Here is a 26,117-nt window from a genome sequence, read left to right as displayed (position 1 = left end):
TATGCAATAAAATATTTTATTGACACAAGTTATTTGTGACATACAGTGCATGCATTGACAAACATAAAAACAAGAATGGGAACGATGGATATCAAGCGGATCATGAGGTTTTGCACCTGAGAGCGATGGCAGCGATGCAGCATTCGGACTTCCGGCCGAACCCGGTCGGCCCGCATTCTGCCGCCTGCCCTACGCAATCTCATATGTGGTCATAGGAGGCCGCATCGCGCGGCGGATTTCCCGCGGCGGTGCCAGCTATTGCACCTCCATATGACCCTGGACCTTCCGGCGCCGAGCCGCGGACCTTCTGCGCGAGGGGCTGCGTGCGCATGCCAATTCGCCGCAATGATTACGAACTGAAGCTGGGAATCAGATGAGCGAACTACAATCGCAGGCCAGATCCGGAAGTGCCGTCGATATGCTCGGCATCGTCAAGGATTTCGGGACCTTCAGGGCCGTTGAAAATGTGACCCTGCAGATTCAGCCCAACGAATTCTTCACGCTGCTTGGCCCCTCGGGATGCGGCAAGACGACCCTTCTTAGGTTGATGGCTGGTTTCGAGACCCCCACCGCCGGCAGCATTCTTCTCGGTGCAAAGGATATTTCGCATCTTCCGCCCAACCACAGGCCGATCAACACAGTCTTTCAGAACTACGCACTGTTTCCGCATATGACGGTTGCCGAGAATATCGCTTTCGGACTGAAGATGCTGGGCAGGCCGAAATCCGAAATCGTTGCAACGGTGGACGAGATGCTGCGCCTGGTGCGGCTCGAAGGGCGCGGCGACCGGCGTGTGACCCAGCTTTCGGGCGGTCAGCAGCAGCGCGTGGCGCTCGCCCGTGCCCTGGCGCCCCGTCCGCAAATCCTGCTGCTGGACGAGCCGCTCTCCGCGCTCGATCTCAAGCTGCGACAATCGATGCAGATCGAGCTCAAACGTCTCCAGTCCGAGACAGGCATCACCTTCATCTTCGTTACGCACGACCAGGAAGAAGCGTTGACGATGTCCGACCGCATTGCGGTCATGAATGCCGGCAAGGTCCTGCAGGTCGGCTGTTCCCGGGATATATACGAGCATCCGGCCGACAGGTTCGTGGCAGGCTTCATCGGCGAAACCAACTTTCTTGAGGGCGACCTTCAGGCCGTTGATGGTGGCGTTGGAACCATACGGCTCAAGAGCGGCGTGCGCGTAGCGGCCCGGCTTTCGGACGCGGCGCCGCGCCAAGGCACCGCCACCATCGTCATCCGCCCAGAACATATCGAAATCGCCCCGCCGGATACGGCGGGTTCCATCCCGGCGACGGTCACCACAATCGTCTATTTCGGCACGGACACTCACGTCCATGCCAGCCTTGCCGATGGAACGGCAATCGTTGTCCGCCAGCAGAACCGCCGGGACGGCAATGGCATCCCGCAACCGAATACCCCGATCGGCCTCATCCTGCCCGCTGGGGCCTCACAAGTGCTGAGGGATTGATCATGGCAGCCGATCTCGATATCGCGGAAGCGCAGATCAGCCATAAACGATGGCTTACCACGCCGGCCCTGCTTTGCATTCTGCTCTTCGGCATGGTGCCGCTGATCACCGTGCTTTGCTATTCTCTCATGCAGCCATCGGAATATGGCGGCGTGATTGGGCGATTCTCATCCGACGCCTATATTTCGTTGCTGTTCCAGAGGGACATCTTCGACGACACCCTCACCTTCTCGCCGGATTACCTGATCATCTTCGTCCGGACGCTGGCCTTCGGCGTAGCCACGACGACACTCTGTTTGCTGATCGGATTTCCGACGGCCTATTTCATGGCGACGCGACCGCCGCATACGCGCAACAGATGGGTGCTTCTGATCACCATCCCCTTCTGGTCGAACCTGCTCGTCAGGACGATCGCCATCATGTTCATCATCCGCGATGAAGGCCTGATCAACACAGCCCTGATATCGGTAGGCCTTGTTGACAGGCCGGTCGGCATGATCTTCACCGATTTTGCAGTCATAGTCGGCCTGATCTACAGCTTCCTGCCCTTCATGATCCTGCCGATCTACGCGGCACTCGAGAAAATCGACTTCCGGATGGCCGAAGCCGGTTTCGATCTCTATGCTTCCCGCTTCCAGGTCTTATGGCGGATTATCATTCCTCTTGCCATGCCCGGAATCATTACCGGCTGCGTTCTGGTATTCATCCCCACTTTTGGCGCCTATGTAACGCCGCTTCTGCTCGGCGGCGGCCGCCATATGATGATCGGCGACCTTATTGCGCTGCAATTCGGCTCTTCCAGGAATTGGCCACTGGGTTCCGCCTTCGCAACCGTTCTGATGGGGTTCGTCCTGCTGGCGCTTTATATCCAGGCGCGCAAGGCAATGGGGGTCAGCCATGGCTAACGGGTTCACCCACGGCGCTGCCGACGTCAAAAGGCAACCCGGCTTTGCCTTCATCGCGGCCATCTGCATCGCGGTGCTCTACCTGCCGTTGATGATCATCGCCATCTACTCGTTCAACGCAGCGAGCAATATCGGAGCAGCCTGGACAGGTTTCACGATCGACTGGTACGCCTCGGCCCTGCAAAATCGGGAATTTTACGACGCGGCCATTCTCTCCATCGTTCTGGCGTTCGCCGCCATGGCAATCGCCACGGTCCTGGCCACGGCTGCCGCCCTGGGCACGACACGTGGAAGGCCGTGGCGGGGCCAAACCGCCGCCTTCATTACCCTCACCACGCCTCTGGTAGTTCCTGAAATCGTGACGGGCATTTCTCTCCTGGCCTTCTTTGCCGCCCTCGCCGCGCTTGTCGATATCAATCTAGGCCTCGGCAAACTATTGATCGCCCATGTGACCTTCTGCATCCCCTTTGCCTACCTGCCAATCAAGGCTCGACTGGAAGGCATGGATGAGACCCTCGACAGCGCGGCCGCCGATCTCTACGCCACACGCTGGCAGACATTCCGCTATGTAACCCTGCCACTGCTCGTGCCGGGCATCTCCTCCGGCGCAGCGCTGGCCTTCATCGTTTCCTTCGACGATTTCACGATTACGCAGCTGATCGCCGGGCCGGGGGAAACCACGCTTCCGCTCTACATTTACACCCGCATCCGGCGGTCGCTGACCCCGGAGATCAATGCCATGTGCACGCTGCTGCTCATGATCTCGTTCATCTTCATCATCCTGTCCTTCGCGATATCAAAGCGCCGGAGCCAATGAAGCCCGCGCACCTCCTCCAGAAAAAGGGAACATGTGACATGCTGAAATCCACCTGGCTCGCCATTGCAGCATTTGCCCTGTCCGCCTCCTCGGCCTTGGCCGCGGGAGAGCTGCATATCTACAACTGGGGCGAATACACCAACCCGAAGCTGATCGAAAAATTCGAGAAGACCTACGACGTCAAGGTCACTCTGGATTTCTACGATTCCAACGAAACGATGATGTCCAAGGTTCGAGCCGGCGGCTCCGGTTTCGATATCGTCGTGCCTAGTGATTATGCCGTTGCGATCATGATCGAGGCGGGCATGCTGGAAAAGACCGAGCCGGCCTCGATGGCAAACTTCAAGAACATGGACCCGGCGATCGTCGACATCTATTTCGACAAAGGCCGGCATTATTCCGTGCCGTGGCAACTCGGGTTGACTTCCTTTGTCGTCGATACGGCAGTCTATAAGGGCGACGTCAACTCCTACTCCATTCTCTTCGATCCTCCGGCCGAGCTGAAAGGCCGTGTCAACATGCTCGACGACATGACGGCGATCATGCACGCGGCGGAGCGCTATCTCGGATTCCCGCGCTGCACCTCCGACAAGGCGCAATTGAAGGCGGTCAACGAGCTCTTGAACAAGGCAAAACCTTCCTGGCGCACCTTTTCCTACGACTCGCTCCAGCTACTCGCCGCCAAGGACGTCGATGCGGCGATGATCTGGAATGGCGCCGCGTTTCGCGCACGTGCCCAGCGCAACTCTCTGGTCTTCGCCTATCCCAAGGAAGGGATCGAGGGCTTTATGGACAACGTCGTCATCCTTAAGGGCGCGGCCAATATCGAAAACGCGAAGCTCTTCCAGAATTTCATCATGGATCCGGAGAACGCCGCGCTGATCTCCGATTTCGCCAAGTACAACAACGGCATCGTTGGATCGGACAAATATCTTGCCCAGGACTTCAGCGGCGCGCCCGAGATCAAGCGCCCGGAAGGCGTCACGCCAGAATATGTGGCGCCGTGCCCATCCGAGGTCGTCACGATGTACAACAAGATTTGGACGAACCTCCGCAAGTAACTCGCTCCCACCTCCACAAGTGTCCACCCGCCGGCACCAAGCCGGCGGTTGGTGGCCGCTCGCTACGAAATTTGGAAGACGACATGACGCAAGGACCCGCCAACCTCATTATTCACAATGCAAAAATTCTCAGCATGGACGATGCCCAGCCGAGAGCTGAGGCGCTTGCGATCCGGCAAAATCGGATTGTTACCATCGGCGCCAATGACGATATCCTGAAATTGGCGGGCGTGGCGACACGTCTGGTCGATGCTCGCGGCGCAACGGTTCTTCCAGGGTTCAACGAAGCCCATATGCACATTTTCAGCGGCTCGGTCGGGTTGACCGAACTTTCGCTCTTCGGCGTGCAGGGCTTCGAGACATTTGCGCGCACGGTGCGGGCCTATGCTGCAAGCAAGCCGGACCTGGCATTGCTCGTCGCCCAACAGGCGGACTACTCGATTCTCGGCCGGGACGGACCGGTGACGCGCCATCATCTCGACCGGGTTCTCCCGGACCGGCCGTTCCTCATGTATGCGCCTGATCATCACACCGCCTGGGCGAATACGGCGGCGCTGAAAGCGGCAGGCATTCTGGAGGGCCGCGACGTCGGTGTCGGCAACGAGATCGTCATGGGAGCAGACGGCCTCGCCAGCGGTGAATTGAAGGAAGCCAACGCGATCAGCCCAGTCGCCCGCCTCAGCCAGACGGGAGGGCGCGAAAGCCTCGGCGTGGTGACCGGCAGAGATCCCGACTCTGTCACGTCGGAGGAAAGGCAGACCGATATCGCGGTCATTCGCAAGGGGCTCGACTACTGCGCCTCGCTCGGCATTACCTCGATCCAGAACATGGACGGCAATCTCTATCAACTTGAAATGCTGGAGGAGATCGAGCGCGACGGCGGCCTGCCGGTTCGGATACGCGTTCCGTTTCACATGAAGAACTTCATGGCGCTCACGGAGATCGAGGAAAAGGCTGCATCCTGGCGCGCCCGTTTCAACGGCGATCGGTTGCGATCGGACTTCGTCAAGATGTTTGCCGATGGGGTCGCGGAATCGGGAACCGCGTTCTACATGGAAGACTATGCCGACGAGCCGGGCTGGCGGGGCGAACCGCTTTTCACGCAGGACCATCTCAACGAGATTGTCACCGAAGCCGATCGCCTCGGTCTGCAGGTCGCTGTGCACGCCATAGGCGACGGTGCCGTGCATATGATCCTGAATGGCTATCAGGCCGCATCGGAAGCCAATGGCCGGCGCGACAGTCGCCATCGCGTGGAACATATAGAGACGGCGCTTCCAACCGATTTTCAGCGTTTTGCGGAACTCGGCGTCGTAGCCTCCATGCAGCCGACCCATCCACCCGGCTCCGCCGGCCTGCCGCTCGAACCCTATTTGAGCCGAATAGGTGAAGGACGCTGGCCGCACGCCTTCGCATGGCGCAGGCTCGCTGACCTTGGCGTGAAGATCGTCTTCGCAACAGACTGGCCGGTTTCGCCACTCGACCCGATGCACTGCATCCAGTGCGCGATGACCCGCGAGACCTGGAAAGAGGGGCTGCCTGACCAGCGCCTTTCGCTCATGGAAACGCTCGCCGCCTACACGCGGACCAGTGCCTGGGTCGAATTCATGGAAGACCGGAAGGGTGTGCTGAAGCCTGGCTATCTCGCCGACATCGTCGTGTTGAACGGCGACGTCGAAGCGGTACCTTTCGACCAGTTCGCAACGCTGCGTCCCATCATGACGATCTGCGATGGCCGCATCACCTACGAGGCCTGATCGTGCGGATCGGCCTTCCGGACTCCAACTCCATCTTTTCGGTCAAGACCATGCCCTTCAACGATTACCTGCAGTTCTACATTGGCGGCGGTTGGGTCACACCGCTTGCAACAGGCACGATGGACGTGATCGATCCGTCCACGGCGCAAGCTTTCGCACGGATCTCGATGGGCGGCCCCGGCGATGTCGACAGGGCCGTCGCTGCCGCGCGCGCCGCGTTCACGTCCTTCTCCATGACCACGCCGCGGGAGCGGCAGGAACTGCTCGAGGGCGTGTTGGCAGCCTATGAGAAGCGTACCGAGGATCTGGCGCAAGCGATTTCCCATGAAATGGGAGCACCGATCGGCATGGCGCGAGCCAACCAGGTTGGAAGCGGCGCCGCCCATCTGCGCACGATGATCGATACGATCAAACATTATTCCTTCGAGAGGTTGAAGGGCTCGACGCTGATCGCAAAGGAGCCGGTCGGCGTTGTCGCAATGATCACTCCGTGGAACTGGCCTCTCAACCAGATAGCGTGCAAGGTCGCGCCGGCTTTGGCAGCGGGGTGCAGCATGGTTTTGAAGCCGAGTGAGATCGCGCCGATCAGCGCCATGATCTTCGCGGAAATCATGCATGAGGCCGGCGTTCCCGCAGGGGTGTTCAACATGATCAATGGCGACGGGCCGACCGTTGGAGAGGCACTGGCGCGTCACCCCGACGTCGACATGGTCTCCATCACCGGCTCGACACGAGCCGGTGTCCTCGTTGCCAAGGCGGCGGCCGATACGGTCAAGCGTGTTCACCAGGAACTCGGCGGGAAGTCCGCCAACATCATTCTCGACGACGCTGATCTCAAAGCGGCAGTGCAGCAAGGCGTTCACGAATGTTTCGATAATTCAGGGCAGTCCTGCAACGCTCCCACCCGCATGCTGGTGCCAGCGGATCGGATGGATGAGGCCATGGAATACGCGCGGCAGGCGGTCAAACACCTGACCGTTGGCCCTGCAGACCAGGCTGAGGTGGATCTCGGGCCCGTCATCAGTAAAATCCAGTTCGACAAGATCCAGACCCTGATCCGGACGGGTCTCGACGAGGGAGCGGTTCTCGTGGCCGGCGGTCCGGGCCGTCCGGAGGGATTGAGTGAAGGCTATTTCGTCCGGCCCACGATCTTCGGGCGCGTGATGCCCGGCATGACTGTCGCACGGGAAGAAATATTCGGGCCGGTGCTTTGCATCATCGGATATTCCCATGAGGATCGCGCTGTGGAGATTGCCAATGACACCCCCTACGGGCTGGCTGCCTATATCCAGTCCGGCGATCTCGAACGCGCCCGCCGCCTATCCCGTCGCCTGCGCGTCGGCAATGTCCACATCAATTATCCTGACTGGGATACCGGCGCGCCTTTCGGTGGCTTCAAGCAATCCGGTAACGGCCGCGAATATGCAGAGTTCGGGCTGGACGATTTTCTCGAGATAAAAGGCGTTATCGGCTATGGCGCCTGACTTCGTTCGTTTCACCGAAATGGCCTGGAGCCGCCGCGACCACCCGCCGCCGCCCAATCGATGAACGGAGCGTGGGTGCCCCGCGACGCCGGCGGACCCGCATGCGTTTTCTGCAAGTGATGCAGCGATTTTGAGGATCCTGGTGGATCATGATTGACGAACACGAAGCCGTAGAATTTTTTCGCAATAACCCCGATATCGAAGTGCTCGAGGCCTTCGTGATCGATGTCAATGGCGTCCCGAGGGGTAAATGGATCCCACGGGAACGCGCCGTCGACGTGCTGACGAAGGGCATGGCGATTCCGCGCTCCGTCTACGCCCTCGATATCTGGGGCCGGGACGTCAATACGGCAGGTCTTGCCGAGGGGACGGGGGATCCGGATGGAATGTGCTTTCCCGTTCAGGGGTCGCTCGCCCGCGTCAGCTGGCTGAAAAGGCCGACAGCGCAGGTGCTTCTCTCCATGCGCAATACTGATGGGACCGACTTTTACGGAGACCCGCGCCAGGTCCTGGCGGCCGTTCTTGAACGCTACCGGAAACGGGGCCTCACGCCGGTCGTCGCAACCGAGCTCGAATTCTATCTCATCGACCCGGTGCGCTCGGCGCTCGATCCCGTCCGCCCACCCAATACGCGCGAGGGCCGTTGGCATACGGGTCAGACCCAGGTCTTGTCGATCGCGGAATTGCAGGATTTCGAGGATGTGTTCCATGAGATTTCCGCGACCTGCCGCGCCCAGGCCGTGCCGACGGATACCACTCTTCGCGAGAATGGTCCCGGCCAGTACGAGATCAACCTCAATCATGTACCTGATGCCCTGAAGGCTGCCGACTATGCCGTGCTGCTGAAACGCATCGTCAAGGGCGTGGCGCGCAAGCATGATCTCGACGCCACCTTCATGGCCAAGCCATATGGCACCCAAGCCGGCAGTGGCATGCATGTGCATTTCTCGATTTTGGACGAGCAGGGACGCAATATTTTTGTCGGCGGCGATCAACCAGCGGAAACCCTTTTATATTCAGTGGGCGGGCTTTTGCAGAATATGGGTGACAGCATGGCCGTATTCGCGCCGCATGCGAACTCCTACCGACGCGTGCGACCAAGCGAGCACGCCCCGACCTATGCGTCCTGGGGCTATGATAACCGTTCAGCAGCAGTCCGCGTGATCACGGCAAGCAAGCCTGCAACCCGCATCGAGCATCGCGTCGCGGGCGCCGATAGCAATCCCTATCTCGTTCTGGCCCTGATCCTCGATGCGGCGCTGATGGGCATGAACGCCAAAATGAGCCCCGGTGGCGAGATCACCGGCGATGACCATGCGGTCGACCACGAGCCGCTGCCGACCAATTGGGACTATTCCCTGCAGCGCTTTGCCAAATCCGGCTTCACCTACAGCGCTTTCGGACCGGCTTTCCGGTCGCTCTATGCCAGTTGCAAGCTGCAGGAACTGTCTGAATTTTCGCTCCGCGTCACCGATGTTGAGTACGACGCCTATATCAGGACGGTATGACGACCATGCTCGCGAGATTCACCGCCGATCCGCGCCACTTCGCCTCCACGCCCTCCTTACGCACGCTGCATGCCGAGCTTCTTCTGCTCTGTGCCCGCATCGGCTATTCGCCGCACACGTCCGTCTGAACCTTGCAATGCAACGATCAGACACAAGGACATCCTCATGAACATTTCCAGCAAGGACTATTCGCGGCTTCAGCAACTCGATGCCGCCCATCATCTCCATCCCTTCACCGACCACAAGGAACTGCGTGCGGCCGGCTCCCGGATAGTCGTACGAGGTGATGGCCCCTTCGTCTATGACAGCGAGGGCAACGAGATCCTCGACGCTATGGCCGGGCTCTGGTGCGTCAATATCGGCTATGGCCGGCATGAGCTTGCCGATGCCGCAGCAGCGCAAATTCGCGAGTTGCCTTACTACAATTCCTTCTTCAAATGCACGGTTCCGGCATCCGTGAAGCTCGCTGCACGGCTCGTCGAACTCGCACCCGACAATATCAACCAGGTCTTCTTCGGTTCATCGGGCTCGGAATCCAATGATACGGCGCTCCGGCTCGTCCGTCATTATTGGGCGCTGGAAGGCAAGCCGGAGAAGAATATCGTCATCTCGCGTGAGAATGCCTATCACGGCTCGACCATCGCCGGCGCCTCGCTCGGCGGTATGAAGCCGATGCATAAGCAGCTCGGAGGTGCAGTTCCAAATATCGTGCATGTCATCGCGCCTTACGCTTTCGAGGGTGCCGAACCCAACGAAAGCGACGAGGCCTTCGGCCTGCGTGCCGCGCGTGCGATTGAGGAAGCAATCCTTGCAGCCGGTCCTGACAAGGTTGCGGCCTTCATCGGCGAACCGATTATGGGTGCTGGCGGTGTCCGCATCCCGCCGGCGAGCTATTGGCCCGAGGTGCAGCGCATCTGCCGCCAGTACGACGTCCTCTTGATGCTCGACGAGGTCATTACCGCCTATGGCAGGACGGGCGAGTGGTTTGCCGCCAAGACGTTCGGCATCACGCCCGACACGATTACGACAGCCAAGGCGTTGACATCGGGCTACCAGCCGCTCTCGGCGCTTCTGGTGGGCGACCGCATCGCATCGACGCTGGTGGAAAAGGGTGGAGAGTTCTATCACGGCTATACGTATTCCGGACATCCGGTCTGTTGCGCGGTGGCGCTCGCCAACCTGGACATCATCGACCGCGAAGCGCTGATCAACCGCGTACGCGACGATACTGGCCCCTACCTTTCTGAGCAGCTCTACCAGAAGCTCAGCGGTCACCCGCTTGTCGGAGAAACCCGCTCGGTCGGTCTGATGGGTGCCGTGGAGATCGTGCGCGACAAGGCGTCACGGCTGCGGTTCGAACCGAGCGGGCATGCAGCAACAAAGGTCAGGGATCATGCGATCGCAAACGGCCTCATGGTTCGCGCGACGGGTGATACGATCATCATGTCTCCGCCGCTGATCTGGACTCGCGAGACGATCGACCTCGCCATGGATCGGCTTGGAACTGCGCTCGATCTTGCTCTCGACGATCTTAGCGGAAAGTGAATGCGGCATGGCCCGTTGCGGAGGCGCAAGGGGCCATGCCCATCGCCAGTTTTCTAGCGAGCAGTGGACAACAAGGCCCTTCCGCCAGCGCAACAATGCCGTCAGGAAACCCGGTTTAATCGCAAGGAGGCGGGGCGCGGAATTCTGCGAATGAACCCCGACTGAATGATGCCTTCAGCATCCGTTCCAACGAGAGCGTCTAGAAGAAAGTCGTTCAACCGCGGTCCTATCCGCTTGAGGAGACACAGTTCATGATCCGCTCATCTTTCATTGCAACCGCACTCGTCGCTCTGGTTGGCCTCACCGCCGCAGCCCCCGCCATGGCCAACGATGTGCGCATCGAACAATATGGCTGGTCGAACTCTGCCGGTGGCGCGCAGGAAGGGTACGCAAACCGGATCAGGACCTATCAGAACGGAGGCTACAACCGAATCGTCGGCCGCCAATACGGTCGCCATAACCTTTCGGCTGTCGGTCAGGAAGGCAATGACAACTACGGTGCCACCTATCAGCACGGCGACCGCAACGTAGCCGGCATCGGGCAGTTTGGCTCCAACCACACGACCATCCTTACTCAGGACGGCAATGGCAACATCGCAGCCGGCGTCCAGGTCGGTCGTGGTTGCAGCGCCAATGTCAGCCAGGGCGGCAACGGCAATGTCGCGGCGTTCGTCCAGGCTTGCCCGTAAGCAGCTGCGCGATGACCTGAAAGGTCAAGATCGCAGCAGCAGACCGTTAGGGGAGATGACCCATGCCAAATAGCGTCAAACATCCACGCCGCCTGATGTTCATTCTTGCGCTGGTCCTGCTTCCCGTCGGTGCGGTTGCGGCCATGAAGACTGCCAACCAGTCTGACGAGACGCAGCTTTGCGAAATCAAAGCAACTCCCGGAGCAGGTATGGTGAGACTGGATGCGCTGGTCCACGCCGACACGCATGTCGGCGGGACTTACACCTTCCATGTCGAGAAATCGGGAGACGCTGGAAGCTCCACGATCAACCAGAGTGGTGACTTTGATGCCACAGCGGGACATTCGGCGATTCTCAGCTCCGTCTCGCTCGACACCAAGGGAGCGAAATACAAGGCGACACTGGATGTCGTGATCGCGGGCAAGAGTTTCAGCTGCGCGAAGCAGGTCGGTGGTAACTGAACGGCCTCCACACTTCGCAAATCCCTCCGAAAGGGCGCCAGCTTCAGGCGCCCTTTTGCTTTCAATCAGGCTGAAACGACTGAACAACAACTGAACGGGCAATTCCGACTGGGTTCAGCTGAAAGATGCGAAGGTTGATCATCGGCCAAGGCAGCCGGCAAATGGAGATCGGAATGACCCGCAATGTGTTTAAGATCCTTACCATCGCTCTTCTTACCGGGAGCCTTGGGCAAGCAGCCTTGTCTGTACCCGCCTATGCCGGCGGCCGGATCTCGTTCAACCTCGCGCCGGGCAATGCCGAGGATGCGGATCTTTTCTCAACCGGACTGCGCGCCTATTCGCTTTATCGCGGCCTGAAAGACGCCGACATCCGGCAACTGGGCCGAGGTAATGCGGCCGGCATCGCCCAGGCTGGCCATAGCAATCTCGGCTTCATCCGGCAGCGCGGCAGTGGTCATTCTGCAACCTTGCGGCAGAATGGCAGCAACAATGCCTATGGCATTTTCCAGTATGGGCGAAATACAGAAACCGACGTGGTGCAAGATGGCGATAACGGCAGCGGCGCTACCTTCAGCTATGGCTGGTAAGGCAGTTCACCCCAGCCCCGAGGCCGATGTCACTTCGCGGCAGGGGCCTGATCGACGGGTTGCCACCATGAGACTGCGAACCGGTCTCGCGAAGGTACCGTCCATCAGAATGCGCTGAAGGTCAGCACGGCAGAGAACACGACGAGAGTTGCCGAACCGCATCGCCGGGCCAACAATGGCATCTGTTTTTCGTCTCCCAACACGATCCTGCCTATCGACAGCCAAATCGAGGAGGCTGCCAGCACCGCGGATATGAGGGTAGCGATGGTGGCTATCGCAGATGCCTGCGGCGCTGGGGGAACCATCGTCAGTCCGATGATCAGCGCCTTGGGATTCAGCAATGTCGTTACCGCAAGCTGCCGCACTCCCACAGCCGCGACAGGAGCAGATCCGACGCCCCAGAGCCGAAGCGCGAGGTAGAATACCCATGTCGCCGAGGCGAGTTTGACGCCTTGCGCGACCGCAGGATGGGCGCGCAGAAACGGACCGGCCAGGCCGGAAGTCGGAAGAACAACCGTAAGATAGGCGAAGACGACCGTAGAAAGCAGCGTGATCGCACGTGGAACGGTCAAGCCCTGAGATGCCATTGCTAATATCGCATTGGTCGGTCCCGGCAAAATGAGAAGCGCGAAAACGCCCGCAGCAAAGGGAAGAAGATTCACGGTCCTGGTCCTTCAGTTCCCTCCCCTTTCGCATGGCCCGCCTGCGCGGTCGTTGACAAATATCATCCTCCGGCCGGAACATTTTCGGTGTCTGTCTGTTCAATCGGTCAGATTTGAGGTGTCGCCATGCCTCGCATGATCAGGTTTATGCTCAGTCGTTTGGCCACGGGCTTCGCAATCGGGTGCGCCGTGGGTTTCTTCGTTTTTCAAAACGATTTTCTGCCCTCCGGATCTGCCGCAGGGACAATCGAGAATTACATCGCTCAAGGACTGTTTATCTACCTCTTCGCCAGCACGATAGGCATGGGTTATCTGGCGACCGCCCTTCTGTTGGAAGCAGAATAGCCGGGCGCGATCATCCCGAAAGACGGTCGAAAGTCGGGGCCATCCGGCCTATGTTCAGGCAACCATCCGTGCCAGCGCGCAGCGCGACCAGAGCGAATGCAGGGCCTCGACCAGATGGGCGATATCGGCATCGGAATGCAGCGGTGTCGGCGTGATGCGCAGCCGCTCGGTCTTCTTCGGCACGGTGGGGTAGTTGATCGGCTGAACGTAGACGCCGCAATTGTCGAGCAGCAGGTCGGAGATCCACTTGCATTTCGCCGCATCGCCGACCAGCACCGGCACGATATGGCTCGGATTGGGCATATGCGGAATGCCGTTCTGATCGAGCAGCGCCCTGAGCTTGCGGACCCGGTCCTGATGGCGGGCGCGCTCGAACTGGCTGACCTTCAGATGCTGGATCGAGGCGACCGCACCAGCGGCAAGCGCCGGCGGCAATGCGGTGGTGAAGATGAAGCCGGAGGCGAACGAACGGATGAAATCGCAAAGCGCTGACGAAGCAGCGATATAGCCGCCCATCACCCCGAAAGCCTTGCCGAGCGTGCCTTCGATGATCGTCAGCCGGTCCATCAGCCCTTCGCGCTCGGCAATGCCGCCGCCGCGCGAGCCGTACATGCCGACGCCATGCACTTCGTCGAGATAGGTCATCGCGCCGTATTTGTCGGCGAGATCGCAGATCTCCTTGATCGGGGCGATATCGCCATCCATCGAATAGACGCTCTCGAAAGCGATCAGCTTCGGCGCCTTCGGATCGGCGGCCTTGAGCTTGGCTTCGAGATCGGCGACGTCATTGTGCTTCCAGATCACCTTGTCGCACTTGGCATAACGAATGCCCTCGATCATCGAGGCATGGTTCAGCGCATCGGAGAAGATGATGAGGCCGGGAATTCTGACGCCGAGCGTGCCGAGTGCGGCCCAGTTGGACACATAGCCCGACGTGAAGATCAGCGCTGATTCTTTGCCATGCAGATCGGCGAGTTCACGCTCGAGCATGACGTGATGGTGGTTGGTGCCAGAAATATTCCGGGTGCCTCCCGCACCCGCGCCACAGTGATCGATGGCGTTCTTCATCGCCTCGATCACTTTCGGGTTCTGACCCATGCCGAGATAGTCGTTGGAGCACCAGACCGTGACTTCCTTTTCACCATCGGCCGTATGGCGCGTCGCACGCGGGAAGTTGCCGCGGTGACGTTCGAGATCGGCAAAAACGCGGTAACGGCCCTCGACACGAAGCCCGTCCAGCTCGTTTTTGAAAAATGCTTCGAAATCCATCATATGCTCCTGCTGCATGCCCAAGCGATACATCGGGGTCGCCGTCCGCGTAATTGATCTCTGTCAAGTTCGACGCAAGCCCATGAGACGGAAAGCGTGCTTCGACCACGCTCGCTCTCATTGCTTTCAATCAAAGAAGAAGCCTCACCGCCGGGCTAAGGTCGGTTCGCGAGTCGGGCGTTTCCGTGTCAAGCAGGGAAGTTGACAGATGGCTTGCTCGACCCCTCAAGGATCGAGCAAGCCTCCTCGTTGCATCGGCGCGATGACGGCGCACTGATTCTTAATCCTGGTCGTGAGCAGGCGTCAGGAGCAGCCGATCCCGGTAGCCGGCGATTCCGCCCAGACCTTCGACGAGAACCTTGATGGCCTTGCGCTTGAGCTCGGATTCCACCTGACCGTCGACGGTCACCTGCCCGTTCCTGACCGATACCTGCACCCTTTGAGACGTAAGCCCGAGATCCGATCTCAGCCGCGTGCGCACCGCCAACCTGATGGCCTCATCCCCTCTCGGCAATATCGCGGCCGGCGCTTCGGCAATAACGCGCAGGATATCCCTTCGACTGACGATACCGACCAGACGTTCCTCTTCGACGATTGGCAGTCGCTTGATGCGATGCACCTGTAGGCTCTCGGCGATATCGGAGACTTCGCTGTCCGGCCGCGCGACGATCACGTCCCGGGACATGACATCGCCGACGCACCATCCGTTGCTGCAGATATAGCGCTCGAGATCGATCTCGGAGATGAGTTCCGGTGCCCGTGCGGAACGAGGCGCCAGCCGAACCTCGCGGCGCAACAGCAGATCGCCCTCCGTGACCAGGCCGCAAACGCGTTCCTGGTCGTCGACGACGGGTAGGCCGCTGACATGGTTCTGCAGCATCATCGCAACCGCATGACGAACGCTGACCGCCGGGCTGATCGAAACCACCTTCGTGGTCATTATATCCCGTGCCTGCATGGTCGCTGCCTCCTGATCGCGGTCATTGTCAGGAACAGGCTAGAGGCCGATCGACCGCAACGCCTTGATCTTCGTCAAAGTGTCGATCGGCTGTGAGCGCAAACACCACGACATGGCGTCGATCCCGATGATCACTGCGTCGCCTTCGCCTCCTCCGCTTTGCCCTCTGCCCCCTGGCCTTCCTTCCACAGCCCCTGCTGCTTCAACCGGTCGGCCACATCCTTCGGCATGTAGGTCTCGTCATGCTTGGCAAGCACGGTGTCGGCGATGAAGACGTTCGTACCCGAGGTAAACATGCCTTCGGTGACGACGCCCTGTCCCTCGCGGAAAAGATCCGGAAGGATGCCGGTATATCTGACCTTCACGGCATTGGCGCTGCCGTCGGTGACGGAAAACTCCACCGTCGAGCCAGTGCCGCGCACGACGCTGCCCTCACCGACCAGACCGCCAAGCCGGATGCGTGTTTCCGGCGCCACCGGCGTCTTTGCCAGATCCGCCGGCATGTAGAAATAGGCGACCGACTGACTGAAGGCGAACATGACAAGCAGCACGGCGGCGGCAATGAAGCCCATGCCGCCCGCGATCACCGCCAAGCGCTTCTGCTTGCGCGTCATTTCATATCTCCTGTGCCTGCGATGTAAGGTCAGCACGCCTTCCGAAGCTGATCGACGCTGTCAACGAGAACGACCTTGCCTCTGACTTCGACCCCTGCGGGGACGAGCGCGGCAAACGCGCGCGAGAGTGCTTCCGGGGCGAGCCCCAGCTTACCGGCCAGGATCCTCTTCCGGTAAGGGAGGCGAAAAGTGACCTGCGAGGCCGACGCCGGGCACCGGCTCATGAGGTAATTCGCGACGCGTTGCGCCGCCGTATGCAGCCGGTCGCCTGCGATGCAATCCATCGCGCCGAGCAAATGACGCGTCATGATGCGCATGACGTTCCGATGCATGATCGGGTGCCGGTCGGCGAACGCCCGCAGATCCGCAAGTTCGAACAAGGCGACCTCGGCTCCGTCGGCAGACCGAGCGCTATAGGCATAGGAGCCGCCTCCCGAAAGCAGATACTCGCCAAAGGTATCGCCGGGCTCGCATACGAAAATATCCGCTTCGCGCCCGGTGGATTCCGATTTGGAAAGCCGCACGAAACCGCTGACGACACAATAGACGAAGGATGCCTGGTGACCCTCGGCGATGATCTGCTCATCGGCGACGAAGCTTTGAAGCCGAGCCTTGGCAGCAAGGTGCTCCACCGTCGCCCGGTCCAGGCCGTCGAACAGGTCAGACTCCACAAGTGCGGGATTTTTCGCAGGCATCGATCTTTCCTTTCGTGTTGGGCCGGCTGCGGTCAGGGTTTCTTACGGTCAGTGTCGTCTTCGAGAAGGATTCGCCATGCGGCCCCCTGAAGGTCGTCATATTGGCCGCTCTTCAGCGACCAGAGGAACGCCAGAAGTCCCATGCCTCCCATCAGCAGCGCAATCGGTATGAGATAGATCAGCATGTTCATGCGCTTGTCGCCTCCGTGCTTCCGGCGGTTCTTTGTTCGATCCGGGCGCCGGGACGTTTTCCAAAGGCATTCAGGCGCAGCGCATTCGTGACGACGATGATCGACGATGTCGACATGGCGACTGCGGCGATGAGCGGCGTTGCCAGTCCGGCGATCGCGATCGGCACTGCCAGCACGTTGTAGCCGATGGCGAGCGCAAAGTTCTGGCGGATGAGGCTGGCGGATCTTCGCGCTACGGCGATCGCTTCCGGAACGGCGTCCAGCCGGTCGTTGAAGAAGACCAGGTCGGCGGCCTGCCGGCCGATATCGGAGGCCGTGGCCGGTGCCATTGAGACATGCGCCGCAGCAAGCGCCGGCGCGTCATTGATGCCGTCGCCGACCATGAGCACGCGATGACCCTCGCCGCTTAGCCTCTGGCATTCCTCCACCTTCTGCTTTGGCGTCAGCGCGCCCAAGGCCGTGTCGATACCAAGACCCTTCGCGGCATTGTCGACGACAGTCTGCCTGTCGCCCGAAACCATCAGCATTTCAAGACCCGCCGCAGCGAGCTGGCAGATGGTCTCGGCAGCACCCGGGCGAAGCGTATCGTCGAAGAAGAAGCGGGCGAGATCGACGCCGTTCTTCGACAGGACCACTTCCGAGAAAGGACTGTCGCCGGCGCGCGGCGCGAAACGGTCTCTGCAGGCAAATACCGCGCTGCCCAGCCGGTACACATCAGATCCGCTCTTTGCCTCCAGTCCGCCGCCGGGAATTTCCGCGATGCTGTCGAAGAACGGTGCGGGAGCGACGTCGGTATCGCGCAACAGCGCCTGGGAAAGCGGATGGCGCGAATGCGCGGCCAGCCCGCGGGCGATGGCCGCGCTACCCTCTTCGATCATCTCGACTTCGACGAGCCGCGGCCTTCCCATCGTCAGGGTGCCGGTCTTGTCGAAAGCGACAGTATCCGCCTCGGCCAGTCTTTCGAGCGCCGAGCCGTCCTTGACCATGATGCCCTTGCGGAAAAGCTCGCCTGCGGCGACGACTTGGACAACGGGAACGGCGAGGCCCAGCGCGCATGGGCAGGTGATGATCAGAACCGCCACCGCGACCAGCATGGCATGTTTCCAGTCGCCGCCGAGAAAGCCCCAAGCAAGAAAAGAAACCAGCGCCAAGAGATGCACGACCGGGGAATAGAGCGCGGCGGCGCGATCCGCGATCCGGCGGTAGCGCGCTCGTCCGCCTTCTGCGGCTTCCATGAGAGCGATGATTTCCGAGAGGAGCGAATTCCTGGCAAGTCTCGTCGCCTTGAAGACAAGCGAGCCGGTCAGATTCATCGCGCCCGAAGTCACCTCGCTGCCGGCGGCAACGGCGACCGGGCTGCTCTCGCCTGTGACGATAGAGAGATCCACATCGCTTTCTCCGCCGACAACGACGCCGTCGACAGGAACACGTTCACCCGCCGCAATCGAAATCTCGTCGCCCACCGCGATTTCTTCCACCGCGATGTAGCGCCGCGATCCGTCCGGCATCATCAGCAGCGCCCCGCGCGGGGCCAGTCTCGCCAGCCCGTTGATCGCCGCGCGCGCCTTTTCCCGCATGACATGATCGAGAGTGCGGCCGATCAGCAGAAAGAACAGCAGGGAAACCGTGGCATCGAACCACGCATGTTCGCCGTGGTGAGCCGTCTCCCACAAGGAGACGACATAGGAGAGTGTCACGGCAAGCGAGATCGGAACGTCCATGTTGGTGCGTCCGCGCTTCAGCACGTTCCAGGCCGACTTGAAAAAGAAGCGCCCTGCATAGACCAGCGCAGGTGCCGCGATCATCGCCGAAATCCAGTGAAACATATCGCGCGTCGCAGCATCCGCGCCCGACCAGACCGATACCGAAAGCAGCATGATATTGGCGGCCGCGAAACCGGAAACGCCGACCGCCAGCAGAAGCTGGTTTCTGGTTCTGTCGGTCTCGAGGGCCGAGGGCGTGAACAGGTGCGCGCGATATCCCGCCGCGTTGATCGCCGCGAGGATTTCGGACGGATCGGTCGCGCGCTCGTCGAGCGCCTCCTGATAGATGCAGGTTACCCTTCGCGCGGTCAGATTGACCCGCGCTTTCCGGACGAAGGCAAGCGCCGACAGCGCCCTTTCGATGGTCGTGATGCAGGCGCCGCAGTGGACGTCGGGAACGCTGAGATCAAGCTGGCGCAACCCGGCGCCGAGCGGGTGGCTGGCAAGGCGGGCTTCTTCGGCGCTGGATGATGTCGCGCTCAGCGCAAGTACGCTTTCCGTGTCCATGGAACAGCAGCTCATTGGCCGAACTCCGCGGTATCGAAGCGTTTGGCTTCGTGCATGACGACGACGCCATCCTTTCGCGAGATGATCTCGACGATCCAATCGCCCTCGGCGACCACGTGCTCGGCTTCGAAACGCCCCTCGCCTGTCTTCCCAAGCGTGAGATGGAAGTCCTCATGGTCTCCGACCGGCCGTTTGAAATTCAGAACGAGATCGTCGACGATCGCGGGCGACCCGCCCTTGTCGTGAATGTCGTAGCGGATCTCACGCCCCTTGATGGAAAGGTCGCCCTCAATCCCTGAGGCGCTCATCGCTTTCATCGCTGCCGCGTTGCGGTTGAATTCCTGGCTGGCGACATAGGTGTTTTCCACAACGAGGCCGCTCCAGCTGGAGGAGGCGTAGACGGCCATGGTCACGTTTACGGCGATCACCACGGCGAAGAATGCCGAGGTCACGAGCAGCATGTGCAAGCCTGTAAACCCTTGAGCGGAAACCTTCATTTCACGTCTCCCGGTGCATTGAACGCCGCCCGATAGGTCGCCCGGCCGGAACGGTCGGTATCTTCGATGACGAAGAGGAATTCGTTGATTTCGGCTCCGTCAGGCTTGCGCGTCACGAAGACCTTGAGCGTCGTAGCCGCGTCGGGTTCGGCATGGACGGTAAAGCTGCGGCCGTCTTCCTTGCCGAGCTCGGAAATGCGCATCGTCGCGCCCTCCAGCCCGACCAGGGTAATGTTCACATCTCTCGGCGTCGGCACCATGTTCAGGACGCGCAACGTGTAGCCGTTGCGGATCGAGCCGTCGCTTTCCAGGACATATTGCGGGTTCCGGTCGTGGACGACATTAAGTTCGAGGCGCCCGCGGAAGGCGAGATGGACGACCATGGCAATGCCGATCAATGCCCAGACGACGGCGTAAAAGACGATTCTCGGACGAAAGATGATACGCCAGTCGAAGTGCCGGATCGGCGAAACGAAACTTCCATCCTCGTTGCGGACCCTGGACGGTTGGATCGGCGTTGTCCCCCCGTCTGTCGCAAGCGACATATTGCTCGAATATTCGCTGAGTGTCGCATAAGCGATCAGGCCGCGGGGCTTGCCGAGCTTGTCCATCACGCCGTCACAGGCATCGATGCAGAGAGCGCATGTGATGCACTCCATCTGCTGACCGTCTCGAATGTCGATTCCCATCGGACAGACGGCCACGCAGGCGTTGCAATCCACGCAGTCACCGATCGGGAGGCCTTGTGCCTGTGCTTTCTTGGCATGGCGCGACCGCTGCTCGCCCCGCCAGTCGTTGTAGGTGACGACCAGGGAATTCTCGTCGAGCATGGCGCCCTGAATGCGCGGCCAAGGGCACATATAGGTGCACACTTGCTCGCGCATGAGACCGCCGAGCACATAGGTCGTCCCGGTCAGGATGGCGACCGTGGCATAGGCAACTGCGGGAGCTGCCCCGGTGAACAGCGAAACCGCCAGAGTCGGCGCATCGGCAAAATAGAAGATCCACGCGCCGCCGGTGGCAATACCGATCAGGAGCCAGATCGAATGCTTGATTACCCGTTTCCTCAGCTTTTCGAAGCTGAAAGGAGCGGCATCAAGTTTCATTCGCGCGTTCCGGTCGCCTTCGATCGCGCGTTCGACGACGAGGAAGAGATCGACCCACACGGTCTGCGGACAGGCGTAGCCGCACCATGCGCGGCCGACCGCCGAAGTGACGAGAAACAGGCCGAAGCCCGCCATCACCAGCAGGCCCGCGACGTAGTAGAATTCCTGGGGCCAGATTTCGATGAAGAAAAAGAAGAAACGCCGCGAGGAGAGATCGATGAGGATCGCCTGGTCAGGCGCGAAGGGACCGCGGTCCCACCGGATCCACGGCGCAAGGTAGTAGATGCCGAGCGTGATCAGCATCACGATCCACTTGAACCGGCGGAATGGCCCCTCGGCGCGCTTGGGAAAAATCTTCTTCCGGGGTGCGTAGAGAGGCTGCCGGTTGCGGCGCGCATTGACCGGCTCGACATTGACCCGCTCGACGTCATTGGGATCTGGTGCAGTGTAGAGATTCATGGGACTCTGTCCGGTTTCGCCTGTTCTTCTCCCACCTGCAGCGCATCCGTTCCTTGATGCAGATCAAGAAAGAACGCCTTCCCGCGGACGCGCTCCCTTCAGAGAAGAAAAAGGCCACGCCCTGGAGAGAGGGCGTGGCCTGGAGGAACTGCGGGGGGAACACCGCTGGGACGTCCTCGACCGATCCAGAACTAGCGGCTCGTCTGCTTGTGATCCTTGAGGCAGGTCAAATTGACGATTGAATTGCCGATTTTTGCCGGATCGTCCTGCTCGCAAGATGGCGCCGTCACTTGGGCGCGGGCCGACACGCGTGAACGGATGGCGGCGCGGGGCGTGCCGTAGAGACTGAGGATGGGATTGTGGCCATGACTTGTCATGGTTTGTCTCCTTAAGTTCCGCCGCCGAGCGAATGAACGAAAATGGTCAGCTCCTTGACCGTCGTATCGCCGAGACGCCCTGCCCAGGCCGGCATGACGCCATGCTTGGGAGAGGCCACCTGGCGAGCGATGGCGTCTTCGCCCCGTGCCTTCAGCCAGATTGCGTCGGCGAGATCCGGCGCGCCCATTTCCAATTTTCCTTTCGCGTCCTCGCCATGGCATGCAGCACAATTATCGAGGAAGACCTGTTTTCCCGCCTCCGCAAGAGCGGGATCGGAAGGCTTGTTGGTCAATCCCCAGACGTAGGCGGCGACCTGCTTCATCTGGACAGGCTCCAGGACATCGGTAAAGGGCGGCATCTCGGAAGCATGCGTTTCGGCATCCGAATCGAAGCGTATCCCGTGCGCGATCGTCGTCCGGATCGCGTCGAGGTCTCCACCCCACAGCCAGTCGTCGTCGTTGAGGTTCGGAAATCCCGGGCCGCCGCTGGCGCCCGAGCCATGGCACGGCGCACAGTTCACCTTGAATGCGGAAGCACCGCCGGCGATTGAGAATTCACGAAGAGCGGGATCGGCGTCGATCTCTTGCACGGTCTTGGCAGCGATCAGGTCATGGAACTTCGTCTGGGATGCTTTTGCCAGATCGAGGTCCTGCTGCAGTTCGGCGCGCGTCGAGTAGCCGAAATAGCCTTTCGTGGCGGAAGTGATCATCGGGATGGCCGGATAGGCGATGGCATAACCGATCGCCCACAGGATCGTCACATAGAACGTCCAGACCCACCAGCGCGGCATGGGATTGTTGAGTTCGCGGATGCCGTCCCATTCATGTCCGGTTGTTTCGACGCCGCTGATTTCATCAATATGTTTTTCCGACATATCAATCATCCTTCAAGGGAATATCGGCGGCTTCTTTCGCCGCCTGCCTGCTGCCCGGGCGAAGCGTGAACACGACGGCGCCGACGAAGAATGCCGCCATTGCCAGAAGGCCCCAGCTGTCGGCGAAGTGTCTCATTGCAGTGTAGGTTTCCATGGATCACCTCAGCGGTAGCCGGTTGCGTCGTCGTAGGTCGAGAAATCGACCAGCGTGCCGAGCATCTGCAGATAGGACACCAGGGCGTCCATCTCGGTCAGCCTGGCCGGATCGCCGTCGAAGTCGCCGACCTTCGCCTTCGGATAGCGCGCAAGCAGCGCCGTCGTGTCCGCATTTGGATCAGCCTGGGCTTTCATGTCGGCTTCCGCATTCGCCAGCATGTCGTCGTTGTAGGGCACGCCCACGTCCTCATTGGCCTTGAGGTCCATGCCGATATCCTTGACCGTCACCTCCTGCTCCTTGAGGAAGGCGTAGCTCGGCATAATCGATTCCGGCACGACCGCCCGTGGGTTTGCGAGATGCTGGACGTGCCATTCGTTCGAATAGCGTCCGCCGACGCGGGCGAGATCCGGCCCGGTCCGCTTGGACCCCCACTGGAACGGATGGTCGTACATGGACTCGGCTGCGAGCGAGTAGTGACCGTAACGCTCTACCTCGTCGCGGAACGGTCTGATCATCTGGCTGTGGCAGAGATAGCAGCCTTCGCGGATGTAGATGTTCCGCCCCGCCAGCTCCAGCGGCGTATAGGGCCGCATGCCTTCCACCTTCTCGATCGTATTCTGCAGGTAGAACAGCGGGGCGATTTCGACGATGCCGCCGATGCTGACGACGAGCAGCGAACCGACGAGAAGAAGCGTCGCGTTCTTCTCGAGGATCTGATGTTTATCAAGTATCGATGCCATGTCTCACCTCATTCGGCAGGCTGTGCTTCGGGCACGAAAGTGGTTGGAATCTGAGCTTCGTCGCGCACCCGGCCGCGGATCGTCATGAACACGTTCCAGGCCATGACGAGGCCGCCCGCGAGGTAGAGCGCTCCGCCGACGGCGCGCAGCACGTAGTAGGGGATCATCGCCGCAACGGTTTCCGCGAAGGAGTAGACGAGGAAGCCCTGGGAGTTGTACTCGCGCCACATGAGCCCCTGCTGGATGCCGGCAACCCAGAGCACGGCGGCGTAGATGACGATTCCGAGTGTTGCCAGCCAGAAGTGCCAGTTGACCATCCGCAGGCTGTAGAGGCGCTCGCGTCCCCACAGTTTCGGCGTCAGGTAGTAGATCGCGCCGAAGGTGATCATCCCCACCCAGCCGAGGGCGCCCGAATGCACATGGCCGATCGTCCATTCGGTGTAGTGGCTGAGCGAATTGACCGTTTTGACCGACATCATCGGGCCTTCGAAGGTCGACATCCCGTAGAAGGCGATGGCGACGATCATCATGCGGATAATCGGGTCGGTGCGGATCTTGTCCCATGCGCCCGAAAGGGTCATGAGGCCGTTGATCATGCCGCCCCAGGAAGGCATCCAGAGCATCACCGAGAAGACCATGCCGAGCGTCTGGGCCCAGTCGGGCAGCGCCGTATAGTGAAGGTGATGCGGGCCTGCCCAGATATACATGAAGATCAGTGCCCAGAAGTGGATGATCGAGAGCCGGTAGGAATAGACGGGTCGATTGGCCTGCTTCGGCACGAAGTAGTACATCATGCCCAGGAAGCCGGCGGTAAGGAAGAAGCCGACGGCGTTGTGGCCATACCACCACTGGGTCAGCGCGTCCTGGACGCCCGAGAAGAGCGAATAGCTCTTGGAGCCGAGGAACGAGGCCGGAACCGCCAGGTTGTTGACCACATGCAGCATCGCGATGGTGACGATGAAGCCGAGATAGAACCAGTTCGCCACGTAGATATGCGGCTCTTTACGCTTCAGGATGGTGCCGAGGTACACGGCGAGATAGGCGACCCAGACGATGGTGAGCCAGAGGTCGACATACCATTCAGGTTCGGCATATTCGCGGGCCTGCGTGATGCCGAGGACATATCCGGTAGCAGCCATCACGATGAAGAGCTGATAGCCCCAGAACACGAACCAGGCGAGATTGCCGCCGAAGAGCCGGGCGCGACAGGTTCGCTGCACCACGTAGAACGACGTCATGATGAGGGCGTTGCCGCCGAAGGCGAAGATGACCGCCGAGGTGTGGACGGGCCGCAGCCTTCCGAAATTGAGATAGGGTGCGATATTGAGGTCGGGAAAGGCCAGTTGCAGGGCGATGACAACCCCGACGAGGAAGCCGACCACGCCCCAGAATACCGTGGCGATCAGGCCATAGCGTATCACCTCGTCAAAATAGCCTGACACATCGACCTTCCGGCGTTGGACCGCCGGTGCGAAGTCGACGTTCCTGACCAGAAGCACCGTTCCCACCACGAGGCAGAAGCAGAGTATGCCCATATGGACCGCAAAGAGATGATCGTGCGCGAATGCGGCCCCCAACAACGCTAGAAACGCTGCGACCGCGACCACCATGGTTTCCGTCGTGTAGTTCATGATGTCGTCCCCAGTGCAAAGACGACCGCCTCGCGGCCGGCTTTCTCGTCAATTGAGGCAGGACTGTCATGAAGCCGGCAATCGCTCCTTGATCTACATCAACCAAAAAGCGGTCAGACGGAAACCGCGGCCGTTGTTACAATCTGTTACACTCTTTCACCCTTTGGCACCGTCCGCTCATTCCCGTGTGACTCAGCAAGGTTCTAGTGGATCTACCGACCACGAGGGACAAGACGATGCTGATGCAGAACAACCAGGCGTTCGAAAATGCGGAGATGGCGAATGATGCGATCCATGCCGCTCAGTCGTTTTCATCGCTTTTCCTGATGTCGGCGGCAGAACCCGTCGCTGCCGGCAAGGCGATCTGCTGGGAGGGCGACAAGGCGAAACATCTTTTCCAGGTGGAAGAAGGTGTGGTTCGTCTTCATCGCATCATCGGCGAAGGCCGCCGGGTGATAACCGCGTTTCATTTTGCCGGCGATCTCATCGGCGCCTCGCTGCAAAGCGATTTCCTGTTCACGGCCGAGGCCGTTACCGACTGCAAGATTCGCCGTATCTCCCGGAAAAGCTTCCACGAGGAAGTCGCCCGTTCGAACGCACTCGGTCCCGCATTCATCTCCCTTCTCTGCGAGGAGGCGGCCGCAGCGCACGAACAGATGGTGCTCCTGTCGAAGAAGAACGCCGAGGAGCGTCTCTGCAGCTTCATCGTCAAGCTTGCAACCCGCCGCCACCCGCAGGCGCGGCAGGGCCTGGTGCGTGTTCCGATGAACCGGCAGGATATTGCAGATCATCTCGGCCTGACCATCGAAACCGTATCCCGGACGATCTCGAAACTCGCATCGCGAAACATCGTCGTCCCCGAGGGCCGGCACGACCTGCGGATCGTAAATCCCGCCCGCCTGGTACAGTTGTCCGGCGACGCTGATGATTTTTCCGGCAATTCCTGTCATAGGGTCAAGCTGCATTGACGCACCAAGCTGCAG

General features: G+C 60.3%; 28 protein-coding genes. 14 read left to right on the top strand and 14 right to left on the bottom strand.

Annotated elements, in window-relative coordinates:
• Positions 1-373 precede the first annotated feature (373 nt).
• The 12 genes from EFQ99_RS05820 (at position 374) to EFQ99_RS05765 (ending at position 12,288) form a co-directional block, all read left to right on the top strand.
• Positions 374-1,474: an ABC transporter ATP-binding protein gene (locus EFQ99_RS05820; protein WP_126919727.1), complete on the top strand. Its 1,101-nt coding sequence runs from the start codon at positions 374-376 to the stop codon at positions 1,472-1,474.
• A 2-nt stretch (positions 1,475-1,476) separates the two neighbouring features.
• Positions 1,477-2,379: an ABC transporter permease gene (locus tag EFQ99_RS05815; RefSeq protein ID WP_126919725.1), complete on the top strand. Its 903-nt coding sequence runs from the start codon at positions 1,477-1,479 to the stop codon at positions 2,377-2,379.
• Complete coding sequence (locus EFQ99_RS05810) at positions 2,372-3,196, top strand: ABC transporter permease (protein WP_126919723.1); 825 nt, start codon at positions 2,372-2,374, stop codon at positions 3,194-3,196. The genes EFQ99_RS05815 and EFQ99_RS05810 overlap by 8 nt, the downstream gene beginning before the upstream one ends.
• Before the next feature lie 38 nt (positions 3,197-3,234).
• Positions 3,235-4,257 carry an extracellular solute-binding protein gene (locus tag EFQ99_RS05805; RefSeq protein WP_126919721.1) on the top strand — a complete coding sequence of 341 codons (1,023 nt, stop codon included), beginning with the start codon at positions 3,235-3,237 and terminating at the stop codon, positions 4,255-4,257.
• An 83-nt stretch (positions 4,258-4,340) separates the two neighbouring features.
• Positions 4,341-6,014: an amidohydrolase gene (locus EFQ99_RS05800; protein WP_126919719.1), complete on the top strand. Its 1,674-nt coding sequence runs from the start codon at positions 4,341-4,343 to the stop codon at positions 6,012-6,014.
• Positions 6,015-6,064: 50 nt separating this feature from the next.
• Complete coding sequence (locus EFQ99_RS05795) at positions 6,065-7,498, top strand: aldehyde dehydrogenase family protein (protein WP_126920845.1); 1,434 nt, start codon at positions 6,065-6,067, stop codon at positions 7,496-7,498.
• 149 nt (positions 7,499-7,647) lie between these two features.
• Complete coding sequence (locus EFQ99_RS05790) at positions 7,648-9,006, top strand: glutamine synthetase family protein (protein ID WP_126919717.1); 1,359 nt, start codon at positions 7,648-7,650, stop codon at positions 9,004-9,006.
• Positions 9,003-9,134: a capsid protein gene (locus tag EFQ99_RS05785; protein WP_245441445.1), complete on the top strand. Its 132-nt coding sequence runs from the start codon at positions 9,003-9,005 to the stop codon at positions 9,132-9,134. Before EFQ99_RS05790 ends, EFQ99_RS05785 begins: the two co-directional genes overlap by 4 nt.
• Before the next feature lie 37 nt (positions 9,135-9,171).
• A complete protein-coding gene (locus tag EFQ99_RS05780) occupies positions 9,172-10,551 on the top strand; it encodes an aspartate aminotransferase family protein (protein ID WP_126919715.1) in 1,380 nt (459 codons plus the stop codon).
• Between the two features lie 251 nt (positions 10,552-10,802).
• Positions 10,803-11,240: a curlin gene (locus EFQ99_RS05775; protein ID WP_126919713.1), complete on the top strand. Its 438-nt coding sequence runs from the start codon at positions 10,803-10,805 to the stop codon at positions 11,238-11,240.
• Between the two features lie 62 nt (positions 11,241-11,302).
• The gene (gene csgH / locus EFQ99_RS05770; RefSeq protein ID WP_126919711.1) at positions 11,303-11,701 is read left to right on the top strand and encodes a curli-like amyloid fiber formation chaperone CsgH; all 399 of its coding nucleotides are present in this window, start codon (positions 11,303-11,305) and stop codon (positions 11,699-11,701) included.
• A gap of 173 nt (positions 11,702-11,874) precedes the next feature.
• Complete coding sequence (locus EFQ99_RS05765; protein WP_164736337.1) at positions 11,875-12,288, top strand: curlin; 414 nt, start codon at positions 11,875-11,877, stop codon at positions 12,286-12,288.
• A 104-nt stretch (positions 12,289-12,392) separates the two neighbouring features.
• Here EFQ99_RS05765 and EFQ99_RS05760 read toward each other — a convergent pair whose 3' ends face one another.
• On the bottom strand, positions 12,393-12,950 hold the full coding sequence (locus EFQ99_RS05760) for a threonine transporter RhtB (protein ID WP_126919709.1): 558 nt from the start codon (positions 12,948-12,950) through the stop codon (positions 12,393-12,395).
• Positions 12,951-13,076: 126 nt separating this feature from the next.
• On the opposite strand from EFQ99_RS05760, the gene EFQ99_RS05755 reads away from it, so the two are divergent.
• Positions 13,077-13,295 carry a hypothetical protein gene (locus tag EFQ99_RS05755; RefSeq protein ID WP_126919707.1) on the top strand — a complete coding sequence of 73 codons (219 nt, stop codon included), beginning with the start codon at positions 13,077-13,079 and terminating at the stop codon, positions 13,293-13,295.
• 54 nt (positions 13,296-13,349) lie between these two features.
• Here EFQ99_RS05755 and hemA read toward each other — a convergent pair whose 3' ends face one another.
• The 13 genes from hemA to ccoN form a co-directional block, all read right to left on the bottom strand.
• The gene (gene hemA / locus EFQ99_RS05750; protein ID WP_126920842.1) at positions 13,350-14,564 is read right to left on the bottom strand and encodes a 5-aminolevulinate synthase; all 1,215 of its coding nucleotides are present in this window, start codon (positions 14,562-14,564) and stop codon (positions 13,350-13,352) included.
• Positions 14,565-14,844: 280 nt separating this feature from the next.
• The gene (locus tag EFQ99_RS05745; RefSeq protein WP_126919705.1) at positions 14,845-15,522 is read right to left on the bottom strand and encodes a CBS domain-containing protein; all 678 of its coding nucleotides are present in this window, start codon (positions 15,520-15,522) and stop codon (positions 14,845-14,847) included.
• A 131-nt stretch (positions 15,523-15,653) separates the two neighbouring features.
• Positions 15,654-16,136, bottom strand: a complete 483-nt coding sequence (gene ccmE / locus EFQ99_RS05740) for a cytochrome c maturation protein CcmE (RefSeq protein ID WP_126919703.1) — start codon at positions 16,134-16,136, stop codon at positions 15,654-15,656.
• A gap of 29 nt (positions 16,137-16,165) precedes the next feature.
• On the bottom strand, positions 16,166-16,831 hold the full coding sequence (locus EFQ99_RS05735) for a Crp/Fnr family transcriptional regulator (RefSeq protein ID WP_126919701.1): 666 nt from the start codon (positions 16,829-16,831) through the stop codon (positions 16,166-16,168).
• A 32-nt stretch (positions 16,832-16,863) separates the two neighbouring features.
• Positions 16,864-17,022 carry a cbb3-type cytochrome oxidase assembly protein CcoS gene (gene ccoS / locus EFQ99_RS05730; RefSeq protein WP_126919700.1) on the bottom strand — a complete coding sequence of 53 codons (159 nt, stop codon included), beginning with the start codon at positions 17,020-17,022 and terminating at the stop codon, positions 16,864-16,866.
• Positions 17,019-19,307, bottom strand: a complete 2,289-nt coding sequence (locus EFQ99_RS05725; RefSeq protein ID WP_126919698.1) for a cation-translocating P-type ATPase — start codon at positions 19,305-19,307, stop codon at positions 17,019-17,021. The genes ccoS and EFQ99_RS05725 overlap by 4 nt, the downstream gene beginning before the upstream one ends.
• The gene (locus EFQ99_RS05720) at positions 19,304-19,789 is read right to left on the bottom strand and encodes a FixH family protein (protein WP_126919696.1); all 486 of its coding nucleotides are present in this window, start codon (positions 19,787-19,789) and stop codon (positions 19,304-19,306) included. The genes EFQ99_RS05725 and EFQ99_RS05720 overlap by 4 nt, the downstream gene beginning before the upstream one ends.
• On the bottom strand, positions 19,786-21,354 hold the full coding sequence (gene ccoG / locus EFQ99_RS05715; RefSeq protein ID WP_126919694.1) for a cytochrome c oxidase accessory protein CcoG: 1,569 nt from the start codon (positions 21,352-21,354) through the stop codon (positions 19,786-19,788). Before ccoG ends, EFQ99_RS05720 begins: the two co-directional genes overlap by 4 nt.
• Before the next feature lie 191 nt (positions 21,355-21,545).
• Positions 21,546-21,731: a hypothetical protein gene (locus EFQ99_RS05710; protein ID WP_126919692.1), complete on the bottom strand. Its 186-nt coding sequence runs from the start codon at positions 21,729-21,731 to the stop codon at positions 21,546-21,548.
• Positions 21,732-21,742: 11 nt separating this feature from the next.
• On the bottom strand, positions 21,743-22,606 hold the full coding sequence (gene ccoP / locus EFQ99_RS05705; protein ID WP_126919690.1) for a cytochrome-c oxidase, cbb3-type subunit III: 864 nt from the start codon (positions 22,604-22,606) through the stop codon (positions 21,743-21,745).
• 1 nt (position 22,607) lies between these two features.
• On the bottom strand, positions 22,608-22,760 hold the full coding sequence (locus tag EFQ99_RS05700; protein ID WP_088681566.1) for a cbb3-type cytochrome c oxidase subunit 3: 153 nt from the start codon (positions 22,758-22,760) through the stop codon (positions 22,608-22,610).
• 8 nt (positions 22,761-22,768) lie between these two features.
• Positions 22,769-23,503 carry a cytochrome-c oxidase, cbb3-type subunit II gene (gene ccoO / locus EFQ99_RS05695; protein ID WP_126919688.1) on the bottom strand — a complete coding sequence of 245 codons (735 nt, stop codon included), beginning with the start codon at positions 23,501-23,503 and terminating at the stop codon, positions 22,769-22,771.
• 8 nt (positions 23,504-23,511) lie between these two features.
• Positions 23,512-25,134 carry a cytochrome-c oxidase, cbb3-type subunit I gene (gene ccoN, locus EFQ99_RS05690; protein WP_126919686.1) on the bottom strand — a complete coding sequence of 541 codons (1,623 nt, stop codon included), beginning with the start codon at positions 25,132-25,134 and terminating at the stop codon, positions 23,512-23,514.
• A 236-nt stretch (positions 25,135-25,370) separates the two neighbouring features.
• On the opposite strand from ccoN, the gene EFQ99_RS05685 reads away from it, so the two are divergent.
• Positions 25,371-26,102, top strand: a complete 732-nt coding sequence (locus tag EFQ99_RS05685; RefSeq protein ID WP_126919684.1) for a Crp/Fnr family transcriptional regulator — start codon at positions 25,371-25,373, stop codon at positions 26,100-26,102.
• Positions 26,103-26,117 lie beyond the last annotated feature (15 nt).

The sequence above is a fragment of the Rhizobium vallis genome, assembly GCF_003985155.1.
Lineage (GTDB): Bacteria > Pseudomonadota > Alphaproteobacteria > Rhizobiales > Rhizobiaceae > Rhizobium > Rhizobium vallis.
Note: the sequence above shows the minus strand (reverse complement) of the source record. Positions and strands in the feature narration are given on the sequence as shown.